The organism is Pseudomonas sp. TR47 (genome assembly GCF_044143025.1).
GTDB classification, from domain to species: Bacteria; Pseudomonadota; Gammaproteobacteria; order Pseudomonadales; family Pseudomonadaceae; genus Aquipseudomonas; species Aquipseudomonas putida_E.
Genome location: NZ_JBHFCS010000023.1, coordinates 65,082 through 88,094 on the forward strand (window position 1 = coordinate 65,082; position 23,013 = coordinate 88,094).

Annotated in this window: 28 protein-coding genes, 2 tRNA genes and 1 pseudogene; 16 read left to right on the top strand and 15 right to left on the bottom strand. The window is 60.6% G+C overall.

The features are described 5' to 3' along the window. The first annotated feature begins 64 nt into the window (after nucleotides 1-64). Complete coding sequence (gene csrA / locus ACEWE8_RS21140; protein ID WP_012315047.1) at nucleotides 65-262, top strand: carbon storage regulator CsrA; 198 nt, start codon at nucleotides 65-67, stop codon at nucleotides 260-262. 64 nt (nucleotides 263-326) lie between these two features. Here the strand turns inward: csrA and ACEWE8_RS21145 are convergent, their stop codons facing one another. From ACEWE8_RS21145 to ACEWE8_RS21155, 3 genes are read right to left on the bottom strand one after another with little or no spacing between them, the layout of a single operon-like run. Further along, a complete protein-coding gene (locus ACEWE8_RS21145; protein WP_012315048.1) occupies nucleotides 327-680 on the bottom strand; it encodes a response regulator in 354 nt (117 codons plus the stop codon). Nucleotides 681-691: 11 nt separating this feature from the next. Further along, nucleotides 692-2,137, bottom strand: a complete 1,446-nt coding sequence (locus tag ACEWE8_RS21150; protein ID WP_046785730.1) for an ATPase domain-containing protein — start codon at nucleotides 2,135-2,137, stop codon at nucleotides 692-694. Between the two features lie 5 nt (nucleotides 2,138-2,142). Continuing rightward, nucleotides 2,143-3,303, bottom strand: coding sequence for a nitrogen regulation protein NR(II) (locus ACEWE8_RS21155; RefSeq protein WP_046785729.1), 1,161 nt, complete (start codon nucleotides 3,301-3,303; stop codon nucleotides 2,143-2,145). Nucleotides 3,304-3,604: 301 nt separating this feature from the next. On the opposite strand from ACEWE8_RS21155, the gene ACEWE8_RS21160 reads away from it, so the two are divergent. Then, nucleotides 3,605-3,689: transfer RNA gene (locus ACEWE8_RS21160), tRNA-Leu, on the top strand. Between the two features lie 103 nt (nucleotides 3,690-3,792). After that, nucleotides 3,793-4,206 (top strand): DoxX family protein, encoded by a 414-nt coding sequence (locus ACEWE8_RS21165; RefSeq protein ID WP_367904096.1) that lies wholly within the window; start codon nucleotides 3,793-3,795, stop codon nucleotides 4,204-4,206. A 1-nt stretch (nucleotide 4,207) separates the two neighbouring features. Here ACEWE8_RS21165 and ACEWE8_RS21170 read toward each other — a convergent pair whose 3' ends face one another. Continuing rightward, a complete protein-coding gene (locus ACEWE8_RS21170; protein WP_046785728.1) occupies nucleotides 4,208-4,402 on the bottom strand; it encodes a hypothetical protein in 195 nt (64 codons plus the stop codon). Between the two features lie 250 nt (nucleotides 4,403-4,652). Here ACEWE8_RS21170 and ACEWE8_RS21175 point away from each other — a divergent pair, with 250 nt between their 5' ends. Further along, on the top strand, nucleotides 4,653-5,327 hold the full coding sequence (locus tag ACEWE8_RS21175) for a polysaccharide lyase family 7 protein (protein WP_046785727.1): 675 nt from the start codon (nucleotides 4,653-4,655) through the stop codon (nucleotides 5,325-5,327). Between the two features lie 176 nt (nucleotides 5,328-5,503). On the opposite strand, the gene ACEWE8_RS21180 is transcribed toward ACEWE8_RS21175, so the two are convergent. Continuing rightward, the gene (locus tag ACEWE8_RS21180; protein ID WP_046785726.1) at nucleotides 5,504-5,737 is read right to left on the bottom strand and encodes a hypothetical protein; all 234 of its coding nucleotides are present in this window, start codon (nucleotides 5,735-5,737) and stop codon (nucleotides 5,504-5,506) included. 209 nt (nucleotides 5,738-5,946) lie between these two features. Here ACEWE8_RS21180 and ACEWE8_RS21185 point away from each other — a divergent pair, with 209 nt between their 5' ends. Next, complete coding sequence (locus tag ACEWE8_RS21185; RefSeq protein WP_144415451.1) at nucleotides 5,947-6,264, top strand: hypothetical protein; 318 nt, start codon at nucleotides 5,947-5,949, stop codon at nucleotides 6,262-6,264. Here the strand turns inward: ACEWE8_RS21185 and ACEWE8_RS21190 are convergent. From ACEWE8_RS21190 to sohB, 4 genes are all read right to left on the bottom strand, one after another. Beyond that, complete coding sequence (locus ACEWE8_RS21190; RefSeq protein WP_046785724.1) at nucleotides 6,261-7,178, bottom strand: LysR family transcriptional regulator; 918 nt, start codon at nucleotides 7,176-7,178, stop codon at nucleotides 6,261-6,263. The genes ACEWE8_RS21185 and ACEWE8_RS21190 overlap by 4 nt on opposite strands. A gap of 164 nt (nucleotides 7,179-7,342) precedes the next feature. Then, nucleotides 7,343-8,335, bottom strand: a complete 993-nt coding sequence (locus tag ACEWE8_RS21195) for a zinc-dependent alcohol dehydrogenase family protein (RefSeq protein WP_046785723.1) — start codon at nucleotides 8,333-8,335, stop codon at nucleotides 7,343-7,345. 435 nt (nucleotides 8,336-8,770) lie between these two features. Continuing rightward, nucleotides 8,771-8,844 (bottom strand) — tRNA-Cys (locus ACEWE8_RS21200). Between the two features lie 152 nt (nucleotides 8,845-8,996). Beyond that, nucleotides 8,997-10,016 carry a protease SohB gene (gene sohB / locus ACEWE8_RS21205; protein ID WP_039601983.1) on the bottom strand — a complete coding sequence of 340 codons (1,020 nt, stop codon included), beginning with the start codon at nucleotides 10,014-10,016 and terminating at the stop codon, nucleotides 8,997-8,999. Nucleotides 10,017-10,212: 196 nt separating this feature from the next. On the opposite strand from sohB, the gene ACEWE8_RS21210 reads away from it, so the two are divergent. From ACEWE8_RS21210 to ACEWE8_RS21225, 4 genes are all read left to right on the top strand, one after another. Continuing rightward, nucleotides 10,213-10,923 (top strand): histidine phosphatase family protein, encoded by a 711-nt coding sequence (locus ACEWE8_RS21210; RefSeq protein ID WP_046785722.1) that lies wholly within the window; start codon nucleotides 10,213-10,215, stop codon nucleotides 10,921-10,923. Between the two features lie 56 nt (nucleotides 10,924-10,979). Then, complete coding sequence (locus ACEWE8_RS21215) at nucleotides 10,980-11,297, top strand: SCP2 sterol-binding domain-containing protein (protein ID WP_039601984.1); 318 nt, start codon at nucleotides 10,980-10,982, stop codon at nucleotides 11,295-11,297. Nucleotides 11,298-11,489: 192 nt separating this feature from the next. Continuing rightward, nucleotides 11,490-12,557: a phosphotransferase family protein gene (locus ACEWE8_RS21220; RefSeq protein WP_046785721.1), complete on the top strand. Its 1,068-nt coding sequence runs from the start codon at nucleotides 11,490-11,492 to the stop codon at nucleotides 12,555-12,557. Between the two features lie 23 nt (nucleotides 12,558-12,580). Next, entirely contained in the window at nucleotides 12,581-13,348 is a 768-nt protein-coding gene (locus tag ACEWE8_RS21225; RefSeq protein ID WP_046785720.1) for an SDR family oxidoreductase, read from the top strand. Here the strand turns inward: ACEWE8_RS21225 and ACEWE8_RS21230 are convergent. Continuing rightward, nucleotides 13,349-13,461, bottom strand: a pseudogene (locus ACEWE8_RS21230) (SAM-dependent methyltransferase); the annotation flags it as partial. Nucleotides 13,462-13,531: 70 nt separating this feature from the next. Beyond that, nucleotides 13,532-13,882, bottom strand: a complete 351-nt coding sequence (locus tag ACEWE8_RS21235; RefSeq protein ID WP_046785719.1) for a hypothetical protein — start codon at nucleotides 13,880-13,882, stop codon at nucleotides 13,532-13,534. 113 nt (nucleotides 13,883-13,995) lie between these two features. Here ACEWE8_RS21235 and ACEWE8_RS21240 point away from each other — a divergent pair, with 113 nt between their 5' ends. Beyond that, entirely contained in the window at nucleotides 13,996-14,298 is a 303-nt protein-coding gene (locus tag ACEWE8_RS21240) for an RcnB family protein (RefSeq protein ID WP_046785718.1), read from the top strand. Between the two features lies 1 nt (nucleotide 14,299). Here ACEWE8_RS21240 and ACEWE8_RS21245 read toward each other — a convergent pair whose 3' ends face one another. After that, a complete protein-coding gene (locus ACEWE8_RS21245; RefSeq protein ID WP_046785717.1) occupies nucleotides 14,300-15,460 on the bottom strand; it encodes a GGDEF domain-containing protein in 1,161 nt (386 codons plus the stop codon). Between the two features lie 223 nt (nucleotides 15,461-15,683). On the opposite strand from ACEWE8_RS21245, the gene ACEWE8_RS21250 reads away from it, so the two are divergent. The 4 genes from ACEWE8_RS21250 (at nucleotide 15,684) to ACEWE8_RS21265 (ending at nucleotide 19,860) form a co-directional block, all read left to right on the top strand. Then, nucleotides 15,684-15,863: a hypothetical protein gene (locus ACEWE8_RS21250; RefSeq protein ID WP_046785716.1), complete on the top strand. Its 180-nt coding sequence runs from the start codon at nucleotides 15,684-15,686 to the stop codon at nucleotides 15,861-15,863. Between the two features lie 51 nt (nucleotides 15,864-15,914). Continuing rightward, nucleotides 15,915-16,301: a glycine zipper domain-containing protein gene (locus ACEWE8_RS21255; RefSeq protein WP_046785715.1), complete on the top strand. Its 387-nt coding sequence runs from the start codon at nucleotides 15,915-15,917 to the stop codon at nucleotides 16,299-16,301. A gap of 182 nt (nucleotides 16,302-16,483) precedes the next feature. Then, nucleotides 16,484-18,313 carry an SLC13 family permease gene (locus ACEWE8_RS21260; protein WP_046785714.1) on the top strand — a complete coding sequence of 610 codons (1,830 nt, stop codon included), beginning with the start codon at nucleotides 16,484-16,486 and terminating at the stop codon, nucleotides 18,311-18,313. A gap of 125 nt (nucleotides 18,314-18,438) precedes the next feature. Then, nucleotides 18,439-19,860 carry a GGDEF domain-containing protein gene (locus tag ACEWE8_RS21265; RefSeq protein ID WP_046785713.1) on the top strand — a complete coding sequence of 474 codons (1,422 nt, stop codon included), beginning with the start codon at nucleotides 18,439-18,441 and terminating at the stop codon, nucleotides 19,858-19,860. 6 nt (nucleotides 19,861-19,866) lie between these two features. Here the strand turns inward: ACEWE8_RS21265 and ACEWE8_RS21270 are convergent, their stop codons facing one another. After that, nucleotides 19,867-20,628: a TSUP family transporter gene (locus ACEWE8_RS21270; protein WP_046785712.1), complete on the bottom strand. Its 762-nt coding sequence runs from the start codon at nucleotides 20,626-20,628 to the stop codon at nucleotides 19,867-19,869. A gap of 99 nt (nucleotides 20,629-20,727) precedes the next feature. Between ACEWE8_RS21270 and ACEWE8_RS21275 the strand changes: the two genes are divergently transcribed. Continuing rightward, nucleotides 20,728-21,648, top strand: coding sequence for a LysR family transcriptional regulator (locus ACEWE8_RS21275; protein WP_046785711.1), 921 nt, complete (start codon nucleotides 20,728-20,730; stop codon nucleotides 21,646-21,648). Nucleotides 21,649-21,764: 116 nt separating this feature from the next. On the opposite strand, the gene ACEWE8_RS21280 is transcribed toward ACEWE8_RS21275, so the two are convergent. Both ACEWE8_RS21280 and ACEWE8_RS21285 read right to left on the bottom strand, forming a co-directional pair. Next, nucleotides 21,765-21,959 carry a hypothetical protein gene (locus tag ACEWE8_RS21280; protein WP_046785710.1) on the bottom strand — a complete coding sequence of 65 codons (195 nt, stop codon included), beginning with the start codon at nucleotides 21,957-21,959 and terminating at the stop codon, nucleotides 21,765-21,767. Nucleotides 21,960-22,157: 198 nt separating this feature from the next. Next, complete coding sequence (locus tag ACEWE8_RS21285) at nucleotides 22,158-22,376, bottom strand: hypothetical protein (protein WP_174142157.1); 219 nt, start codon at nucleotides 22,374-22,376, stop codon at nucleotides 22,158-22,160. Nucleotides 22,377-22,722: 346 nt separating this feature from the next. Between ACEWE8_RS21285 and ACEWE8_RS21290 the strand changes: the two genes are divergently transcribed. Then, the gene (locus tag ACEWE8_RS21290; RefSeq protein ID WP_046785709.1) at nucleotides 22,723-22,908 is read left to right on the top strand and encodes a hypothetical protein; all 186 of its coding nucleotides are present in this window, start codon (nucleotides 22,723-22,725) and stop codon (nucleotides 22,906-22,908) included. Nucleotides 22,909-23,013 lie beyond the last annotated feature (105 nt).

Sequence of the window (23,013 nt, forward strand, 5' to 3'; positions counted from 1 at the left end):
AGGGACAGGCTCCCACCACTGCGGCACTTGCCGGGTGGATTTTGATATCACCAAGGAGAACTACATGCTGATACTCACCCGTAAGGTTGGCGAAAGCATCGTCATCAACGATGACATCAAAGTCACCATTCTGGGCGTGAAGGGGATGCAGGTGAGGATTGGCATCGATGCACCAAAGGATGTCCAGGTGCACCGGGAAGAAATCTTCAAGCGTATCCAGGCCGGCAGCCCGGCCCCGGAAAAGCACGACGACCAACACTGATTGCGACACTTCAAGCCGCACGGACGCGCTTGATCGATTGGGTACACACACCGCAGCCCGAGCCTCAGGCGCCAAGCAGCTCGCGCACTTTGGCGATCAACTTGTCCACGTCGAACGGTTTGTCGAACGCCGCAGCGAACAGCTCCGGGCGTCCCTGGCTGGCCTGCGCGCCGCTCATGAGGATCACGGGCAGGTCGGGCAGCTGCAACTCTTTGCGGATCGCCAGCACCAGCTCTTCGCCGTTGAGTACCGGCATCATGTAGTCGGTGATCACCAGATCCACGCGTTTTTCCTGTAACGCTTCCAGGGCCTTGCGCCCATTGCTCGCCTTTTCCACCAAAAAGCCTTCGTCCTCCAGGGCAAAGCCCAGGATATCGGCGATCAGGTATTCGTCATCGACGATCAGGATAGTGTTCATCAACAGGCCCTTCACCCACTGCCTTGGGGCACCGGAGTACCCGAGAGCACACCGGATGAGCCCTCGAAAGCCTTGTGCAGGTGGATGCCCTGCGGCCCGATACGCAACTCATGCAGCGCGGGGTCGTGATGGCTGTCACGCACCTTGAGCACAGACAACATGCGCCGCAGTTGCGAATCCAGTTCGACAAAACGCATCAGCAAGAGGTTATCGACGATGCTCGACAGGTCGGGGGCCGGGGCGGTGATTTCCGAGCCGAAGAGGTCGCGCATCTCCCAAGTGAGCATGACGCTGATATCGCGTGCGCGCAGCTCGCCAGTCAAGGCGCGGAAGAACGCGTTGAGCCGTGCCGGATCAGTTGCCAGGCGGCTGAATGCGCCCAGGCTGTCTATCAGGACACGCTTGCTGCCCTGCTGCTGAACTTGTTCCAGCAGGCGCGCACCGACTTGGTCGAGCAAACCTTCGGTAGTCGGCTGCCAGCTCAATTGCAAAGCACCTTGCCGTTCCAGCGCAGCGAAATCGTAACCCAAGGAGGTGGCCTTCAGGCGTAACCTTGCAGGTGTTTCATAGAAGCCAAAATGCAGCGCGGGGCTCTGGGCAGTTGCTGCGCCAAGAAAGGCCAGGCCCAGTGACGTCTTGCCAACGCCCGAGGGGCCCATCAACAAACTGACCGAGCCACTGGCCAGCCCGCCCCCCAGCATTTCATCCAGCGTGGATACGCCCGTGGTCACCTGGCTCAGCGTGGCCGAGCCCAGCTGGCTGGGGTGGCTGTACAGCGCCTCCAGGCGCGGATACACATGGATCCCGGCCTCGTCGATCAGGCATTCATGGCGCCCGGACAGCGCCCCACTACCCCGCGTTTTGCGCAGTTGCACATGGCGCACGGCGCGGCTGCCCAGCAGTTGTTCGCCCAGTTCGATCACGCCATCGACCATGGTGTGCTCGGGGCTGCCTTCATCGAGCCGGGCACTGGTCAGCAGCAGCACGGTACAGCCGGCAAAAGCGGCATGCCCCTGCAATTCGGAAACGAACTTCTTGGTGTCCAGTGCCGTTTCCGCGCGGACCCGGGCGTTGAGCACGCCGTCAACGATCAGCAGGCTGGCTTGCTGCCGGCCGATTTCCTGGCGGAGCAATTTGACCACCGCATCGAGCCCCTCTTGTTCAAGGGTATCGAAGGCGCTGACGAATTGGACCTGGTCACCGATCAGCGCCGAGTCGAAGAACCTCAAGGTCGCCAGATACTGAAAAAGCCGTTCATGGGACTCGCTGAGCAAGGTGGCAACCAATACTCGGCCGCCGTTGCGCACATGACCACAGGCCAATTGGTTGGCGAGAATGGTCTTGCCGGCGCCAGGCGGCCCCTGAACGATATATGAGCCACCTGCGACCAGGCCGCCCTTGAGTAGGGCATCGAGCCCTTCGATCCCCGTCAACAGCCGCTTGAGTGCCTGAACCATGAGGATTACCTGTGGAGTTGAGGGGCCGCAGCGCGCTCCGAGGTCGGCAGGTAAAGGCGTATGCAGGTGCCTTTGCCGACCGTGCTCTGCACAGTGATTGCGCCGTTGCTTTGCTTGGCAAAGCCGTAGGCCTGACTGAGCCCAAGGCCTGTACCCTTGCCAAAAGGCTTGGTGGTGAAAAATGGCTCGAAGATGCGTGGCAGCACTTGGGGGTCGATGCCAGCACCGGTGTCGCGCACTTCAAAGCACACGAACGGGCCGTGCAGCCCGTCCACTTCGCCCGTCAGCACCACAGCATCAAGCGCAATGCAGATCGCACCCCGCTCGCCAATTGCATCGCGGGCATTGAACAGCAAATTGAGCAATACCATCTGTAACTGCCCGGCATCCACTTCGATCACGGGCAAGTCAGGTTGCAGGTGCTCCTGCAACTCGACATCGCTCGGCAAGGCGTGCTCCAGCAAACTGCGCGTCGAAGCCAGCACAGTGGCGGGTGCGACCATCGTGACATCCATCTGCCGATGCCGAGCGAACGTCAGCAGTTGCTGAGTCAGCTGGGTACCACGCCGGCCCGCATCCACGATGTGCTCCAGCATACGCTGCACACGCGCCGGGTCCTGGCTATTGAGTGCCAACTTGGCCGAACTCATGATGATAGTGAGCAGGTTGTTGAAATCATGCGCCAACCCACCCGTCAACTGGCCCAGCGCCTCGAGCTTTTGCGCCTGGAACAGTTGGGCGCGAATGGCGTCCAGTTGCAGTGCCGATTCGCGCCGGTCTGTAATGTCGCGCGTGACCTTGGCCAGGCCAATGATGTGCCCCAAATCATCGCGGATCACATCGAGGGCGGCCAACGCCCAGAATTGAGTACCGTCCTTGCGTACCCGCCAGCCCTCATCCTGCGCCACGCCCAGTTCAAGGGCTTGCTTGAGCAAATAGTCAGGACGCCCTTCGGCGCAGTCCTGGGGGGTGAAGAACAGCGAGAAATGCCGGCCTATAACTTCGTCAGCACGGTAACCCTTGATGCGCTCGGCGCCTGCATTCCACGACACCACATTGCCAGAAGGGTCGAGCATGTAGATGGCATAGTCCACCACAGCCTGCACCAACTGCTCGTAGCGGTTGGCGGTCATTACAGGCGAGGCGATGCAGTCGGCTGAAACCATGCAAACTCCACAGGCACAGCGGTTGGGCGGCAATGAGTTCGGCCAGAGTAGCCCCCAAGCATGGGCGGACGATGCACCCGTCAGCACGGTGAGGACAGGCTGGGGACATGGATGCAGCACTCATTGGATCCAGTCAGGAACGGCACAGTGGCCTAATGACAGTAAGGTGTCAATCGCCTGTGCCAAAGCCACCCCACTTCTTAGATCATAGGCGCTATAGTTGACTCAACTATAACAATGGGTTATAAAGCGCGCTTGATTGCCAGGGCCTTCTGCTTAGAAGCGTGCCGGCATCAAGCGTGCGAGTGTGGTGGAATTGGTATACACAGCAGACTTAAAATCTGTCGGCGTGAGCCTTGCGGGTTCGAGTCCCGCCACTCGCACCATACTTCCAGGAAAGGCGCCCTTGCGGCGCCTTTTTGCTGCCCGGCGGAAATTCGCCATGCAACTGCTAAAGTGGAGCTTGTCTGCATCCACTGGAATGCCACCATGCGCTACTCCCTGTTCGCTGGCCAACGCGACGTGATCATCCTGATCGCCCGTGTGCTATTGATGATCCTCTTCGTCATTTCCGGCTGGGCGAAGCTGACCGGTTTCGATGGCACGGTCGGCTACATGACCTCGCTGGGCGCCCCCGCGCCCATGGTTGCCGCAGCGATCGCCGTGATCATGGAGCTCTTCGTCGCCATCATCCTGATCCTCGGCTTCTACACCCGTCCGCTGGCCTTCCTGTTCGCCCTGTTCGTGCTGGGCACCGCGCTGATCGGACATCCATTCTGGAACATGGTCGACCCTGAACGGGCCGCCAACATGACCCAGTTCCTAAAAAACCTGAGCATTGTTGGCGGCTTGCTGCTCCTGGCGGTGAGCGGCCCGGGGCGCTTCTCGCTGGACGGGCGCTGAGTCAGTCGTCCAGGTCGTCGTGCCAGGCTGGGTGGTCGCACTCGTCGTCATCGAGGTCATCCAGTAACGCATCGTCCTGCTCGACTTCATCCTCGGCACCCTGAGCGTCCGCTTCGGGTTCGAAGCCGTCGTAGAGGAATTCGTGGTCGAGCAGGTGATCGTGTTCGGGCTCGTGCAGGTCGTCTTCGTCGCGCATGATCGCTCCTGGGAAAGTGGCACGCCTATATAGGCGCATCAGTAGCCCTGGTCAATGGATGGGGGTTAATGCTGACTTAACCGGTAGCCTTCATCCTGCAAGCTCTCCCTTCAAACGTGACTTGCCCGCCTTAATGGCGGGCTTTTTTTGCACTGCCCTTCATCAGTGACAGACTTCTTCGATGGAACTTCTCCCCCACCTGCCACGCTCGCAAACCTTGCAGGACCCGGAATTTTCAAGGAGAAATCTCATGGCAGTAAACATCGACAGTCTCATCATTACCACTCCGGTGCCGAAATCCGCCTCCAACCCGGTTGCCTTGGAAGTCACTGGCGCACAGGCATTGGCTAGCCTGACCCACGTTGTTGCACGCCAGAGTGACGGCTCGATACGCATGACCGCGCCGACCAAGGGTGCTTCCAGCAAAAGTACTCACCGAACACGCTGCGAATGGAAAGAAGCCGTATATTGGTCACTGGGCAGCGCAGCGCGCCACCGCAATCACCAGACAATGACCCTGGAGAAGGTAAATCTGGCGCGAAAGATGGTAATTGCCCAGTTGCATGTGAAAGACAATAACAGCCCGCCAATCAAGGTGTTCTGGAACAAAGGCAAAATCACTGTTGGCTTTCGTTCAGATTTTAACCAGGCCACGCCAGTCAACAGCACCGTGCTGGCCGAGGTGCCGCTGGGTACGCGTTTCGATGTGAGCATCGAGGTGAGCGAAAGTGGCGCTTGCATGGTCAGTGCAAGCAGCAATGGCCGCAGCGGCACCACGACCGCACTGCAACTGGCGCCGTCCTGGGCGACGCAGACGCTGAATTTTCACGGCGGCGTCTACAACCAGGTGGACTACAGCGATGACACGCCGGCAGAGGATGCCTCGGTGTGCGTGATCAGCGCACTTGAACTGAGCCATGAGTGAGCCAGCCATGACAGGCTGCGAACAAGCTCTTCACGAATTTATGACAAGTGCATAGGCACACTGACATTGCTTCGTACGTTCTTTAGGCCCGCCACTTGTTGGCGGGTTTTCTTTTTCTGGTGCCTTGGGGGTCGCACGACTGGCCGGGCTCGCGCGCCAAAAACTACTGACGGGGCTCAGACCGGAGCGTCAAGAACGGTCACCCTCACACCCGTAGCCAAAACCTCGTACTCTGTTTCAGAAATCTTTTTCACATCCCCCCCAGCCTGCATTTCGAAATGCTTCAAACCCTCATGCCGAACCATGCCGTGCGGCGAGCGCTCAACGGTTTCATCTTGATAAATGTTGATCACGTACCGCACGTTGTCAGTGCCGACACCGATGATTTTTCCGACATATTTATCTGCCATGTCCGCATCTCCTTCATTACCTCACCGTAGCGGGTGCTTGTTGATCAAGCCACCCTGCTGAGGGATGCAGCCGACTTTCAGACAATCGGGCGCCGCAGCGCCCAACAAGCTCACGCACGACCCTTGGTCAACTTTTTGTACTAATCAGTACATTCCATGGGTAAAATCCACTCCGACTGGCAATTGCCCTACAAACCTACGATCTGGTCATGGAGTGTATCGAGACGATGCAAACGGATTCAAATCGCCTGATGACCGCTCTGGAGCACAAGATGCTGCTTGAGAATTTCAGCATCAGCGCTACCCGGATTGAGGAGCAACTGAAATACATCGTTTGCGGGCAATCCACATCAGGCGAGCTAGAGGTGCTGCTTGGCCCATATGAGAATTGCGAGAGCCTGGGTGACCTGAGATTGCTCAGGTGGGTGTTTGTCTACACTGAGGGGGCCCTGGGCCTGAGCGACCCTCAGGTACTTACGGTGGCAATCGACGCAAAGGGCTGCGTAACTGATTTTGCCCTCGTCTAGCGTGCTGACCTGATCGGAGAATCCCTTTCCTCTTGGAATAACGCACTTACCCACTCGACAAATACGCGCACATTGGGGGACAGGCGCCGGCGATCCGGAAACAGCACGGAAACGGTCTTCGGCTCGACTGGAACATCCGGCAGGGCCTCCACCAGGCGCCCGCTATCGATGTATCGCTGCAACGCCGGGCGCAACCCCTGCACCATCCCGATCCCCGCCAGCGCGCAGCAGAGTAACGCCCCGGCATTGTCGACGACGATGGCGCTGCGCATCTTTACACTGATCATTTTACCGTTGCCCCTGAATCGCCAAGGCATGATCTGGCGGCGCTGCTCAACCATGAAGTTGACTGCCAGGTGCGCCTGTAAATCATCCAGCGTGCCGGGTAAACCATGTTTCTTTACGTAGGCGGGAGCCGCGCAGGTCACCAAAGCAACCTCACCGATACGTTTGGCAACCAGGCTCGAATCATCCAGATCACCGAGCCGCACGGAACAATCGATGCCTTGCGCGATAAGGTCGTTCAGATTGTCAGAGGTTGCCAGAGATATTTCCAGGCCAGGGTAGCGATCCATGAACTCGGGCAATCGCGGGATTATCACCGCCTGGCCGAGTACGGTCTGCATGTCGATCCTGAGCTTGCCTCGCGGCGGGCGGGTCGGCGAAAACCAGTCCAGCGTGTCCGCTAGCTCAGCGAGTAATTTCAGGCTTCGTTCATAGAACTCATCGCCAGCGGGCGTAGTGTTCACCCTGCGCGTGGTGCGGTGTAACAGCTGAACGCCCAATTCGTGCTCAAGATTCTGGATGAGCTTGGAGAGTGCCGGGCGATGCACATTGAGCGCCTCGGCCGCTTTGGTATAGCTGCCATGCTCAACAACTGCCACGAACATTTGCATGGCTTCGATCAGGTTCATCGCGATCTTCCAGTTACCTGTGCATTGGGCCAGACGTACTCTGCACTAAGGACGATAGCGAAGCCAGGCGCCTCTCTCATACACCAAAACAAAATATGCCATCACTGCTTGGTAGCAAGCAGCGATGGCATACCGCAGCCTGGCTGACGGCCGCAGGATGCTATTCAGTCAACCACGACGACGATCTTGCCGATCTGCGCATTCGACTCCATTCGGCGGTGTGCTGCCGCAATTTCATTGAGCGGGAAGACCTGGTCGATGACGGGCTTGAGCTGACCACCTGCCAAGCCTTTGCCAACGAATGCCTTGGCATTGGCCAGCTTTTGAATATCTGTGGTGATTTCGAACAGCTCGTAGCCGCGCACGGTCAGGTGTTTGCCAAGAATGTCGAAGACCGGAACCGGGATATCGCGATGATCGAGAGCGCCGTACTGGAAGAAGATCCCGGTATTGGCCATGGATTTGATCAACTTGGTTGCCTCGGGGCCACCAACGGGGTCGAAAACAATACGCGCGCCTTCGCCCTCGGTGATCGCGGCCACCTCGGCAATCAAATCCTCTTCCTGGGTGGCGATTACATATTTTGCACCAACATCCAGCAACGCCTGGCGCTTGGCACTTGTGCGAGTAAGGGCCACCGGGATGGCGCCTAGCATGTTGGCGATCTGGATCGCTGCCAGGCCGACACTGCTCGACGCAGCCGGGATGAGCACGGTTTCGCCAGCCTTTAGATTGCCGTACTCAACCAGGGCGCCGTATGCAGTGACAAACATCATCCAGCTGGCCGCTGCCTCCACGAAGCTGAGGTTGGACGGATGTTTGACGACAGCATGCGCGGGCGTATTGACCACCTCGCCATACATGCCGTAATCAGCGAATGAAAACGACGGCACGACGCTAACTACGTCACCGGGAACAACGTCGCTGACGTCACTACCAACCGCGCGGACAATCCCGGCCGCTTCATAGCCGAGCTTCGCCGGGAACTGCGGATCAATCACGTACTGCCCAGTGCGGTACATGATTTCCGCACGGTTCAAGCCGATAGCTTTTACTTCGATCTGAACCTCGCCGCTTTTCGGCGCGGGTACAGCGACTTCATCGAGAATCAGAACATCAGCGTCACCGGTACGGTGAAAGTGAACGACCTTGGGCATGGCACACCTCATTAACGGCTAGGGATAACGGTTCCTTCTGGAAGTCGCGCCCATGCTACCCACCCTCTTGCCTGGGATAGAGAGCTGTTCGGCTCATAAATTAGTACTCAACAAGAACCAATCCCGGGCCGGTCGGCGAATAGAAAGGGCACGCAGGGCGCATCGAAAGTGAGCCGACCGGCCGTGACCTGCTCATTGAAACACTGCTTGAACGCCGCAAGCTCCAGGGCGTGCGCAACTTTCGGCTCATCACCGACGGCTCGGGCCTGCGAATGAGAAGATCACCAAGCGAGTTTATCGTCGCGTCAGCGAGGTGGTCAGCCCAACCAAGTAACGGTCTGATGCGGAAACGATGCCTTGTGATGCGGAAACGATCAGGTTTTCTAGCGCGCAAAGAAAAACCCCGCAGACGTTAATCTGCGGGGCTTTCGAATGTGGAGGCCGAGGTCGGAATCGAACCGGCGTAGACGGATTTGCAATCCGGAGCATAACCACTTTGCTACTCGGCCTCAAAGTTCGGATCTAGTTGCTTGCGCTTCTATCTCCTTGAAACGTAGAACTTTTTTCAAAGTTTGCTGCGTTTCGATGGGCGCCATTATGTCTGCATTCCGCCAACCTTGCAACCCCCTGAACAGAAAAAATATTCAAGGGGTTCAAGGTGTTAGCGCAAGCGGCCAAGTTTGCTCCACAACCCCACCACAGCGTTCTCCACCGCACCGCTTGCCGCCATGCCGATTCGCTCCTGCAAGCTTTTGCGTTCGGCATAGTGCACATGGAACAGGTTGGCGTTGCGAGCACGCTCGCTGAGGTACTCGTCGCTGGTCTGCAACTGGTCGACCAGCTTGCGGTTTAGCGCGGCCACACCCAGCCAGACTTCGCCGGTGGCTACTTCGTCGATGTGCAACTGCGGGCGGTAGCGGGCGACGAAGTCCTTGAACAGCTGGTGGGTGATGTCCAGGTCTTCCTGGAACTTCTCGCGCCCCTTCTCGGTGTTCTCGCCGAACACGGTCAGGGTGCGCTTGTACTCGCCGGCAGTCAGCACTTCGAAATCGATATTGTGCTTTTTCAGCAGACGGTTGACGTTCGGCAACTGCGCTACCACGCCGATCGAACCGAGCACGGCAAACGGCGCGCTGACGATTTTCTCGCCGATACAAGCCATCATGTAACCACCACTGGCGGCCACCTTGTCGATGCACACGGTCAGCGGGATGCCGGCCTGGCGGATACGCGCCAGTTGCGAGGCCGCAAGGCCGTAGCTGTGTACCAGGCCGCCACCGCTTTCCAGGCGCAGCACCACTTCGTCACGTGGCGTGGCGAGGGTCAGCAGTGCCGTGATTTCGTTGCGCAGGCTTTCGGTGGCAGACGCCTTGATGTCGCCATCGAAGTCGAGCACGAACACCCGGCCTTTCTCTTCGGCCTTGCCTTTTTTCTGCTGTTTTTCCGCTTTGGCCTGCTGCTTGCGCAGGGCTTTGAGCTGGGCCTTGTCGAGCAAGCCGGATTCCAGCCGCTCGCGCAGCTCTTTATAGAACTCGTTGAGACGGGTGACCTGCAACTGCCCGCCAGCCTTGCGCCGCCCCTTGCCGCGCAAACCGGCGATGGCAGACAGCACCACCAGGATGGCAATCACCAGGGTGGCGGTTTTAGCGAGAAAGCTTGCGTATTCGGCAAGAAACTCCACGTTGACTCCTTATGAACCTGCGCCTGTACGGCGCGAAACTGTAGCAAGCATACCGGTGCGCCCGTGGCGCTGCCAGCTGCGGTAAACGCTGGCAACACAGTTCAAACGACCTTTTCAAACGCTTGTATGTTTTTCGTTGACAGCCCGTGTGGCGCATCCTAACCTCGCAGCAACCTTCAAGCGGCCGGATACCTTCGTGGGCAACCTCTACCTCATCCGACATGGCCAAGCCTCATTCGGTGCCGACGACTATGACGTCCTGTCGCCGGTGGGTGTGCGGCAAAGCCAGGCACTGGGTGAACACCTCGCCCGGCTGGACCTGCGCCTGGACCGATGCGTGGCGGGTGACCTGCGCCGCCAGCAAGACACTGCGCGGCTGGCACTGCAGGCACTGCAGGGTAATGGCTGCGCAGTGCCCGCCATTGAGACCGACCCTGCGTTCAATGAGTTCGATGCCGACGGAGTTATCCGTGCCCTGCTGCCCGGCCTGCTGACCGAAGAGCCGCAGGCCCTGCACATCCTGCGCAATGGCGCGCAGAACCGCAGCGAATTCCAGCGTCTGTTCGCCCTGATGGTGCAGCGCTGGCACGCCGGCGAACATGCCGACGACGGCCTGGAAACCTGGCAGGCGTTCACCGCACGAGTCCAGGGTGGCTTGCAACGTGTGCTGGACAGCGCCGGCAGTGGCGACAATATCGCGGTGTTCACCTCGGGCGGCACCATTGCCGCCCTGCTTCACCTGACTACCGGAATTACCCCCAGCCAGGCCTTCGCGCTGAACTGGCAGATCATCAACACGTCGCTCAGCCAGCTGAAGTTCCGCGGCCGTGACGTGGCACTGGCTTCCTTCAACAACCAGGCCCATGTGCAGCTGTTGAAGGTGCCGGAGCTCATTACCTATAGATGAGCCCGGCCTGTTGTGTCCCTGTTAGGGACGTGAAATCACTCAATAAGGAATGCGCCATGACCTCCGTAGCTGATGCCGTGAAAAAGATGCAAGAGAAGTTCAATCCGTCTGCAGCCGAAGGCCTTGACCTGGTGTTCGGCTTCGACATCACCGACGAAGGCAAGAAATACGCCCTGATCGTCAAGGACGGTACCTGCGACCTGCAGGAAGGCGAGAACCCGGACGCCAACTGCACCCTGGTCATGGACAGCGAAACCCTCAAAGGCATCGTCAGTGGCGAGACCGACGGCATGCAGGCGTTCATGGGCGGCAAGCTGCGCGTTGAAGGCGACATGATGCTGTCGATGAAGCTCAGCGAGCTGTTCCCTTCCTGAGTGATGGGCGCACCGCGCGAGACGAAAACCGAAGCCTGACCGGCTTCGGTTTTTTTTTGCCCGCCAGTGTGCATTCGGTGCAGTGATCGGCCGGCAACACCCAAACCTATATGGCATCTGGCACGCTTGTACCAGCGCATCGAGGCCATTAGATTAGCCAATAATCCTTGCGATCGATAATAAGGTAAACGCATGACGCTCACCGACCAGTCCACCCAGGTACGCCCCGGCGAAGAACTCGACGCGGCCGTCATCGACCCTTACCTCAAGGCCAATATCGCGGGCCTTGAAGGCGCACCGCGCATCAGCCAGTTCCCCGGGGGGGCTTCCAACCTGACCTACCTGGTCGCTTACCCAGGCCGTGAGTTCGTGCTGCGGCGCCCGCCTTTTGGCCAGAAAGCCAAGTCGGCCCACGACATGGGCCGGGAGTTCCGCATCCTCAACCAGCTCAACAGCGGCTTCCCTTACTGCCCCAAGGCCTACACCCACTGCACCGATGAAACCCTGATCGGCGGCGAGTTCTATGTAATGGAGCGGGTAAACGGCATCATCCTGCGTTCGGACATTCCCGCCGAACTGAACCTGGATGCCACCCGTACCGAGGCCCTGTGCAAAAGCTTTATCGACCGCCTGGTAGAGCTGCACCAGGTCGACTACCAAAGCTGCGGCCTCGCCGACCTGGGCAAGCCTGAAGGCTACGTGCAGCGCCAGATCGAAGGCTGGACCGGCCGCTACGAAAAGGCCCTGACACCCGATGCGCCGCGCTGGGAGCAGGTCATTGCCTGGCTGCGTGAAAAGATGCCGGCCGACCACCCTCGCCCAGGCATCGTGCACAACGACTACCGCTTCGATAACGTGATCCTCGATGCTGAAAACCCCATGCGCATCATTGGCGTGCTGGACTGGGAGATGGCCACGATCGGCGACCCACTGATGGACCTGGGCAACAGCCTGGCCTACTGGATCGAGGCAGGCGACCCGGCGCCGGTGCAATTGATGCGACGCCAGCCGAGCAATGCCCCCGGCATGCTGACCCGCCGCCAGTTCGTCGATTACTACGCCGAGCGTGCGGGCATACGCCTGGACAACTTCGATTACTACTATTGCTATGGGCTGTTCCGCCTGGCGGGCATCGTGCAGCAGATCTACTACCGCTTCTACCACGGCCAGACCCAGGACAAGCGCTTCGCCCAGTTCATCCACATGAACCGGCTGCTGGAGCAGATGAGCTTGCAGGTAATGGCCAAGTCCACGCTCTGACGACAGACAACAAGGAAAACAGCATGTCCAAGACCCACCTGTTCGACCTCGATGGCAAGATCGCTTTCGTCTCCGGCGCCAGCCGTGGCATTGGCGAAGCCATCGCGCACCTGCTGGCCCAGCAAGGCGCCCATGTGATCGTTTCCAGCCGCAAGCTGGAGGGCTGTCAGCAGGTGGCCGATGCGATCATCGCCGCAGGCGGCAAGGCCACTGCAGTGGCCTGCCACATCGGTGAACTGGAACAGATCCAGCAGGTGTTCGCCAGTATCCGCGAACAGTTCGGGCGCCTGGACGTGCTGGTCAACAACGCCGCCACCAACCCGCAGTTCTGCAATGTGCTGGACACCGACGCAGGTGCGTTCCAGAAGACCGTCGACGTCAATATCCGCGGCTATTTCTTCATGTCGGTCGAAGCCGGCAAGCTGATGCGTGAAAACGGCGCTGGCAGCATCATCAACGTGGCGTCGATCAATGGGGTTTCACCGGGCCACTTCCAAGGTATCTACTCGGTGACCAAGGCAGCGGTGATCAACATGACCAAGGTCTTCGCCAAGGAATGCGCGCAATTCGGCATCCGCTGCAATGCCTTGCTGCCGGGCCTGACCGACACCAAATTCGCGTCGGCGCTGGTGAAAAACGATGCAATCCTCAACGCCGCACTGCAGCAGATCCCGCTCAAACGCGTGGCCGACCCCAAGGAAATGGCCGGCGCCGTGCTGTACCTGGCCAGCGATGCCTCCAGCTACACCACCGGCACCGCACTCAATGTCGACGGTGGTTACCTGTCCTGATCAAGCCTTGATCGCCTGCAGGGTGTAACTCAGCGGCAAGCGCGCAGGCGCCATTCGCCGTCGGCGCCTTTGTCCATCTGCCCGGGTAACGCCTCCCAGGGGATGCTCTGGTAAGTTGCGGTCCCCGGCCCCTTGGCGGACTTGCCAGCGAGGCGCCGGCAAAGCCCCCAATAGCTCCAAGCGTTACAGGCAGGTGGCCGCCGCCGCCCGCCGCTGCAACGCCACGCCGTCGTTCTTCTGCGCGTAGTAATCCACCCGCGTGCCACCCGCCTGCGGGTAGACATCCACGAATGACTCCGCTTCGCGGGTATACACCGTCAGCCCACCTTGCTTGCGCGGCTCCAGGTAGCCACTGGCGTCGTCCCCGAACACATCCTCCTTCTGCCAACTGAACTGGATGCATTGGGCCACCCGCTCCGGCGCCTTTTGCGAATCGAGCTGTGCAGTCGGCTTGCCGCCACGGGCCGTATCCATGGTTGCAGAAGCGCAACCGACCAATACCAGCGCCGCAGCCATCAGCAGAATTGCTCGCATGTTCCATCCTCGGGCAAAAAAGAAAGCGACTCTAGCACTGCGCAGCATTGCGAGTGAATTGTCACACGGGGGCTGTTGTCGCAGATAAGGCATGCCGCCAACAGGAGATTGTCATGAAAGTACCTCGTCTTTTGCCTTCACTGCTACTCGCCGCCCTGCCCTGCCTGCCAATGATGGCGTCAGCCGCACCCTCGGCTGAAGAGAGCGTTACCGCACCAGAAACTCACAACCGCGAACTCAAAGTGGGCGACAAGGCCCCCGACCAGTACAAACGCGACGAAGAAGCCTTGACCGACTGGAAGGCCAAGGGCCTGCCAGCACCGGAGAAAGAAAGCCACTGGGTACGCATGGGCGACCACTATGTGCTGGTGCAGATCACCAATGGCGTTGTGCTGGCCATACACCCGGCGTCCTGACTCAACCGGCAGCGGTCAACGCCGCCATGTGCACCGTGTTGCGCCCGGCTGCCTTGGCCTGATACAGCGCCGCGTCAGCCTGGGCGAGCAGGCTCGCGGCAGTGTCGTGCGGGCCAGGCACGCCGCACCACAGCCCCACGCTGAAGCGCAGCGTGATCTGGTCACCGGCAAAGTGCGCCGGGCTGAGGGCAATGGCCTCCCTCAGGCCCTGCAAGGCTGCCATCGCGCCGTCACGATCGGTGCGTGGCAACAGCAGCAGAAACTCCTCCCCCCCATAGCGGCCAAGACTGTCGCCGTTGCGCAGGCGCTGCTCCAACTGACGCACGCAATGGCACAACACCTCGTCACCGGCCAAGTGCCCATACAGGTCATTGATACGCTTGAAATGGTCGAGGTCGATCATCGCCACGGCCAAGCTGCTGCGTTCGCCACGGGCGCGGTCCAGCTCGCAGGCAAAGCGCTCCAGAATCGCCCGCCGGTTGTAGGTACCCGTCAGCACATCGCGCAAGGCCAGGTGCTGCAGGCGTGATTCGCTGCGCTCCTTGGCCATCAGCACCAGGCCGATGGAGTACATCATCACCGTTACCGTACCGATGGCGACGGAAATGCTCTGCTTGAGGTTGCTGGTGTCGTAGCGCATTTCCACGGCCGTGCCATTGACCACTGCAAGCGCACGCATGCCCAGCCCGACCAGGCTGACAAGGGCGCCAATCTGCAGCAACAGGTGCGCCCTGCCCGGCCGTTCGACGTGGCGCCGCACCCAGTACAGGATCAACGTGCACTGCAGCATCAGCACCAGCGTCGCCAGCAGCATGCGCGGCTCCACGGTGTCGAGCAGCAGTATTAGGCCCACCAGCATGCAGGCGGGAATGATGAAGACCTGCCGCCACGGCACAGCCTGCTCGCGCACGCGAAACAGGCTGGCCGAATAGAAGGCCAGGGCCAGTGATAGCAGGCTGTTGCCCACCCCGTAGCTGAGCCACAGCGGGGCGTGCCCATAAACGGTGTAGCAAACGTAGGCCAACGCGTGGGCGAGCAAACCGCAAGCGGTAAGCCAGAGGTTGTCTTGGCGATTGGACTGGCCGACCAGCAACAGGCAGAACGCCAGGATGGTCGCGACCAGTGCAACGGCGGCGAACAGCGTGGGTGTATGGGCGATCATCATGATTCACCGTGTGGCAGATGGCCGTCTTCGTTGCGGCCTGTGCCAAGTCTAAGCGCCCAGCCGCAGTCGAGCCATGACCGAGCGGGACAGAACAGCAGCCGGCAGGCACGCCACTCGTCGTCACCGCGGCAAAAAATTGCCCGCCCAGGAAACCAAACGGATCGATCACAGTCTCAGCAAGTGTCCCGTAAACCTATGCGGATCAAGGACCTATATCGTGATGACCCGCCTTGCAAGCCTTTCTCTGATCGCCGCTTTTCTGTTGGTTGCCGGCTGCCACCATCATCGCTACCACGATGACGATGGCGGATGGCGCGATGGCGACCGTGATCACCGCCACCATCACCGGCATGACCGCGACGATGACGATCGCCGCTACCGTGACCGCGGCTACCGCTGACACGTCTTTGCAATCCACTCTTAACCTGATGATTCTTCGAGGCTCCCTATCATGCGTCTGACTTTGCCTTCCCTTGCCCTTGGCCTGCTGCTGTGCCAAGGCGCTTTCGCCGGTGACGGTACCGCCGCCATCGGCGGTGGCCTGGGTGGCGTCCTGGGTAACGTTGTCGGCCAACAGCTCGGCGGCAGCACTGGCGCAGCCGTCGGCGCAGGCCTTGGCGGTGCCGCCGGCAGCGCGGTGGCTGCGCGCAAGGGCAACCGCACCGAAGCCGCCATCGGCGGTGGCCTGGGCTCGGCAGGCGGTTCGCTGTTGGGCGGCAAGGTCGGCGGCTCGACCGGCTCGACCATCGGCGCCGGCCTGGGCGGCGCGGCAGGCGGTGCGATTGGCAACCACCTGGGTGACAACAACGGCAAGATGCACCGCCGCCACCGTCACTGATTCAGCGCAGCCTCTGCAGGGGCCGGCTTGCCGGCTCCTGCATCGATCACCCAGTCTCCCGCCGCCTTAACAAGGCAAACCCTCTCCCCGCTGACCCTCATCAACACCCTCATCACCACAAGCTGCCACACTGACTGCTACTGTCTTTCGTGCCCCCTTGAGTGAAGGAACACCCCCGCCCCATGAACCAGGAACTGCTCTGGGTCCTCGGCCTGCTGGCTGTCGTCATCGTGCTCTTTGTCATCAACCGACCACGCATGGACGTCGTCGCGCTGCTGGTGATTCTCGCCCTGCCACTGTCGGGCATCCTCACCGTGGAGCAGGCCCTGGCCGGCTTCAGCGACCCCAACGTGGTATTGATCGCTGCCTTGTTCGTGATCGGCGAAGGGCTGGTGCGCACCGGTATCGCTTATCGCATCGGCGAATGGATGAGCGACCGGGCAGGCAACAGCGAGGCGCGCCTGCTGGTGTTGCTGATGGTGTCAGTGGCCGGGCTGGGCTCGGTGATGAGTTCGACGGGCGTGGTCGCGATCTTCATCCCGGTGGTGCTGAGCATCGCTGCACGCCTGCAGATTTCGCCAAGCCGCCTGATGATGCCGCTGAGCTTCGCCGGCCTGATCAGTGGCATGCTCAGCCTGGTGGCCACACCACCCAACGTGGTGGTGCACAGCGAACTGGTACGCCAAGGCGAGCAAGGTTTCAGCTTCTTCAGTTTCACGCCGTTCGGCCTGGTGGTGCTGGTGCTGGGGATTGGCTACATGCTACTGACACGCCACTGGCTCAACGGCGAAGTACGCAAGGACGGCCGGGTGGAGAGCCGCCGCACCCTGCTCGACCTGGTACTGGACTACAAGCTCAACGGCCGGGAGCGGCGGCTACGTATTCGGGCGCAATCGCCGTTGATCGGCCATACCCTCGGGGAGCTTGAGCTGCGCACCCGGCATGGCGCCAATGTGATCGGTATCGAGCGCCAGCACAAGTTCACCACGCGGGTGATCGCCGCCGATTCGAGCACCGTCCTGCAACAGGGTGATGTGCTGCTGCTCGACCTGTTCGCCAATCGCGATGACCTGCGCAGCCTGTGTCAAACCATGCAACTGGAACCTCTTCATTTCAAGGCCGCTTATTTCATCGACCAGTCCCAGGAGTTGGGCATGGCCGAAGTGTCCCTGCCCCCCGGCTCGCAACTGATCGGCAAAAGCATCCTGGACCTTGCCTTTCGTACCCGCTACGGCCTCAACGTGGTTGGCTTGCGCCGTGAGCAGGCGGCGATCGACGAGCGACTGGTGGAAGAACCGCTGCGCCTTGGCGACACGCTGCTGGTCGTCGGCCCCTGGAAGGCGGTACGCCAGCTGCAAAGCCAGCCAAAGGACTTCCTGGTACTGAGCTTGCCTGCCGAGATCGACCAAGTGGCACCGGCCCGTAACCGGGCACCCTATGCCCTGATCAGCCTGGCGGTGATGGTCGGGCTGATGGTCAGCGGCGTGGTACCCAATGTGATCGCCGCGTTGATCGGCTGCCTGCTGATGGGGGCCGGGCGCTGCATCGACATGAACAGCGCCTACCGCGCCGTTCACTGGCCAAGCCTGATATTGATCGTCGGCATGCTGCCCTTCGCCCAGGCGCTGCAGCAGACCGGGGGTATCGACCTGGCAGTGGGCGGGCTGGTCAGCCTGCTGGGCGGCGCCGGGCCGATCGCCATGCTCGCCTGCCTGTTCACGGTCACAGCGGTGATCGGCCTGTTCATCTCCAACACCGCCACCGCCGTGCTGATGGCGCCCGTTGCCATCAGCACGGCAACACAGCTGGGCCTCTCGCCCTATCCGTTCGCCATGACTGTGGCCTTGGCGGCATCCGCGGCGTTCATGACCCCGGTTTCCTCACCGGTGAATACCTTGGTGCTCGGCCCGGGCCAGTACCGCTTTGCCGACTTCGTCAAGGTTGGCGTGCCCTTCACAGTGCTGGTGATGCTGGTGACGGTACTGATGGTGCCATGGTTCCACGGTTTATGACGCCAGAGGATATTGGCCATTATCCTGCGCGATCTCGGCAGATTGACATTGAGTGGCCTGCGCAAACAAACTGGGGTGTTATTGCCCCAGGTGCCCACAGCCGTTGTCCTGGATTTCGTCTCCGCTTGTCGGTCGAGCCTATGGTTTTTCCAGCCCAGTCGCGCTTGTTGCCCTATTTCGCCGTGTTCGGCCTGACCTTCGCCCTGACCCTGGGCGGCATCCTGGCACGGCCAATCGAATCCTTGTCCCTGTTCTGGCCCGTCAATGCAGTGCTGGCCGGTGTGCTGTTGCGCTACCCGCGCCACGCCACCCCGGTGAGTTTCACCCTGGCCTGGCTGGCCATGATCGCCGCCGACCTGGCATGCGGCAGCGCCTGGCGCTCGGCGCTGTGGCTCAACCTGTGCAACCTGAGCGTAGTGGTGACGGTGTGGCTCTTGCTGTCACGCTTACCGCGCCTGCACCGGCGCATGCGCAGCCCGCAGGGAGTGCTCAGCGTATTCGGTGCCTGCGCGGCCGGTGCCATGGTGGCGGCTTGCATGGCCTGCGTGGTGGCTGCCCCGTGGTTCGAGCAATCGCTGCGCACCACCTGGCTGGCGTGGTTCAGCGAGCAGTTCTCGACCGCAGTGCTGGTGCTGCCGGTGCTGCTGACGGCGCCATCGGCGCGCGCGCTGGTCCGCAGTGGAGCCCAGGCCGTAAGCCTGCCCCCCTTGCTGGTGCTGCTGGCCTCGCTGGTCTTCAGTATCGCCTTCGGCGGGCCGGGGGCCATTGCCTTCCCGATCGCAGCACTGCTGTGGTGCGCGTGGACCTACTCACCGTTTCTGGTTTCATTGCTGACACTGACTACCGGCAGTACGCTGATCGTTGCGGTGGCGCAGAACCTGATGCATTTCAGCGTGCCGCAAAGCGAGCTTGGGGTCACCACATTGATGTCGGCCCGCCTGGGCATCGCCATGCTGGTGCTCGGGCCGCTGGTGGTTTCTTGCGTCAGCCAGGCCAACCGTAGCCTGCTGGCGCGCCTGGCGCATCAGGCCACCATCGATCACCTGACCGGAGCACTGACCCGCAGCGCCTTCACCCGCCGCGCCAATGCCCTGCTCGACAGCCGCCAGCAACATGCCCAGGCATTGCCGCTGACCTTGATGATGCTCGACATCGACCATTTCAAGTCGATCAACGATCGCCATGGCCACGCCGTAGGCGACCAGGTGCTGCGCCAGTTCGCCCACACCCTGCAAGACCAGTTGCATGAAGGCGAGCTGCTGGCGCGCATGGGCGGTGAAGAGTTTGTAATCCTGCTGCCGGGCCTCGCGCCAGACCGGGCCAACTTCACCGCTGAGCGCTTGCGCAGAGCGGTCCAGGACCTACACCTGGCGCAGGGCGACGAGCGCCTGCAGATCACCGTCAGCATCGGCCTGGACGGCTGCGCCGGGCATGAACCGGCGCCGGGTCTGGACGAGCTGTTGGCCCGTGCGGACCAGGCGCTGTACCGCGCCAAGGCCCACGGCCGCAACCGTGTCGAACTGGCAGAGGCACAGGGCGCCGGGTAATTTGACTCACCCCAGCAGCAAATCCCAGGACAACTTGGCGATCAGCACGCACAGCAAGACCAGGAACAGCCCGCGCACAAAGGCTGCGCCCTTGCGCACGGCCAGCCAGGTCCCGGTCAGCGCCCCAAGCACGTTGCATGCGGCCATGGGCAAGGCAATGGCATAAAGCACATTGCCCGATGGCACGAAGAACACCAGCGCCGCGAGGTTGGTGGCGATGTTGACCACCTTGGCAGAGGCCGAGGCGTGCAGGAAGTCCAACGCGAAAAAGCGAATGAACAGGAAGATCAGGAAGCTGCCGGTTCCTGGCCCGAACAGGCCGTCGTAGAAGCCAATGGCGCCACCGATCAGTACCGCCAGGCATTGCTCCTTGCGGCCGATCTGCGCCGGCGCGTGCAAGGTGCCGAAATCCTTCTTGCAAAAGGTGTAGATCGCCATCAGCACGATCAGCACCAGCACTGCCGGGCGCATCACGCTGGGCGGCACCAGCGACACCGTGGCCGCCCCTGCAAACGACATGATGAACGCACTGAGCGCCGCCGGCACGATCAACCCCCAGTCCAGGGTGACCTTGCGAATGAACGAGCGCGCCGCGAAAGCCGTACCGCACACCGATGCCAGTTTGTTGCTGCCAAGCAAGGCCGCAGGTTGCGCCGTGGGCAATACGTTGAACAGCGCCGGGATCTGAATGAGCCCACCACCTCCTACCGCAGCATCGATCAGGCCGGCGGCAAAAGCGAACAGGGAGAGTACGGCGATATCCATCATGGCGCGGTTCCAGGCAGTGAAAGCAGACCGCAAGGCTAATCAAATCGGCGCGCCTGTGTTGAAATGCCATATTGCAAAAACTGCAACCAGGAGACCTTCATGGCATTGGACATGCTGCGCGAAATCCAGGCCTTCGTCAGCGTCGCGCACAAACGCAGCTTCGTCGCCGCCGCCCGCGCCCTGGGCCGCTCGCCCAGCGCCGTGACGCGGGCAGTACAGGCTTTGGAAGACAACAGCGGGTGCAAGCTGCTCAACCGCAATGCCAATGCGGTGACCCTCACCGAAGCTGGCGAGCGGTTACTGCCCCATGCCGAACGCTTGCTCGAAGTGCAACGTGATGCCGCCGATGAATTGGCCGCACTCAGTGGCAGCGCACAGGGCTGGATCCGCTTCGGCGTGCCGCAATTGCTTGGCGAACATGTGCTGCCCGGTGTGCTGGCGGCGTTTTCCCGCCGCCACCCACAGGTAACGCTGGACGTCCACTACCGTGACGAGGCGCTTGACCCTTTGCTGGGCAAGCTCGATTTCGTGGTCCGCGGTGCGTTTCCACAATCAAGCGAGCTGATCGGTTACCCACTGTGGCGCTACCAGCGCCATCTGTACGCCAGCCCGGACTACCTGGCGCGCCATGGCATGCCCAAGCGGCCAGAGGACTTGGCTGACCATTCGCTGATCCTGCATACCGCCCCGCGCATTCTCAAGGCCTGGCACTTTTGCCAAGGTGACCGAATCACCAGCCTGCGCCCCCATCCAAGGCTGCGACTGAGCTCAGGCGATGCGGTCTACCACAGTACACTGGCCGGTGCCGGCATTGCCCGCCTGGCCGACTGGGTGGGCGAGGCACAAGTCAGTGCCGGCCGGCTGGTGCGTGTTTGCGCAGATTACCGGCTGACATCCAGTACCGGCCAAGACCCGCAAATGCACGCTGTATATCCTGCCGGCGAGTTGCCAGCGCGGGTCCGTGAGCTGCTGCTGGCCCTGCGCCAGGCGGGCAATGGGGGCAACCGGCAGGCTCGCTGACATCTGTTCAAATTCTGCTCAATTCAACAGAAGCCGCAAACGGCTTGGCTTACAGCATTTTATCCACAGACCTACCCACGTTTTTTGTGGACAGATTTCCCCACGTAAAGAAGGACTTATCGCACGCGCAGTAGTGCTGCATTCGCCGCCTTGACCAGCTCGATCCACTCAACCGCACTGATCACGCCTGATTGCTCAAGCGCATCGGCACTGCGCAACGCCTGGTCGTATTCACTTTCTTCGAGAATGCCTGCGGTCAGGAAGCGGCTACGCCACTCCAGCAGCGCTGAAGGGTCCTTCTTGCATTCCATCTATATGTCGACTCCAAGGTAAAAGGCCGGCCCACTGCCGCGACTCATTATGACGCGAGCGGGAGAGTACACGAGGCCTTTTCACTTGAGAACGACTTGCAGCTACCGCCAGTCTAACTGGTATACCAAGGACCACTGCCGCAACGGCCCGACGCTGGCTCCCCTGGCAAAAGAGGCGGGCCGGAGGGGGGAGTTTTGTCAGCCTGGAGGGATGGTGCCCAGTAGGCCTACCAAAAGGGTGAGCAGAAGAAAACCACCCAGAAATAGCGCGAGCTTGCCCATCAGAACCTCTTCAATGTGATAGCAGGGATGAAAAGCATTATCGGCGCAGCGCTGATACGGATACAGATTCAGGTTTGATGAAAAAAGGCGTATCAGATGCGATCGGCCACGCATCCAGCCAAGCGTGCTCACCATGTGGCAGTGGTCGTGGGAGGTAACAAGAGCGCGTTTGACTTGTCGACACCGGCATACAATTGCAACTTTAAGTTTCAGTGCATAGCTGGCCAGCCTGCCAGCAGCATGATGCCTCTTTCAACGGTCAGGTCATCACAGGCTCAGCAATTACGGGCATCAGACGCAGCCTGATCTACACGAATAGAAACAGCCTCTAAGTTAATTTGTAGGAAGTTTTCCCCCTTACTGTAGGCCGCATCTGGGTGCCGAGTATCTGCTGTATGAAACCTCAGTTTCCGCAGCAATATCGAACTGCTAGGGTCCATTTTTCCTACAACGGCACGGAAGCCTTCAGCATGAGGGAAACATGGACCAGTTCAATACTTCTGGCCTGGGTCTGCAAAAATGCCTGCTCGCATTACGCAAAGAGCGGGATCTTCTAAAAGCACAGGGCAAAGATGAGGAGGCGCAACGGCTTACGCGAAAAATTGCGGGGATGGAGGCTACGCTGGCAGGGATGCCCCTGGAGATGAAGCCGCCGACGCTGCAGTAGCACGCCCTTCCCTGTGCCGATGTTCGCTCGTCAAACACTGCGGGCTGAATATCGATTTGGGGCCGCTTTGCGGCCCATCGCCGGTAAGCCAGCTCCCACAGGCAC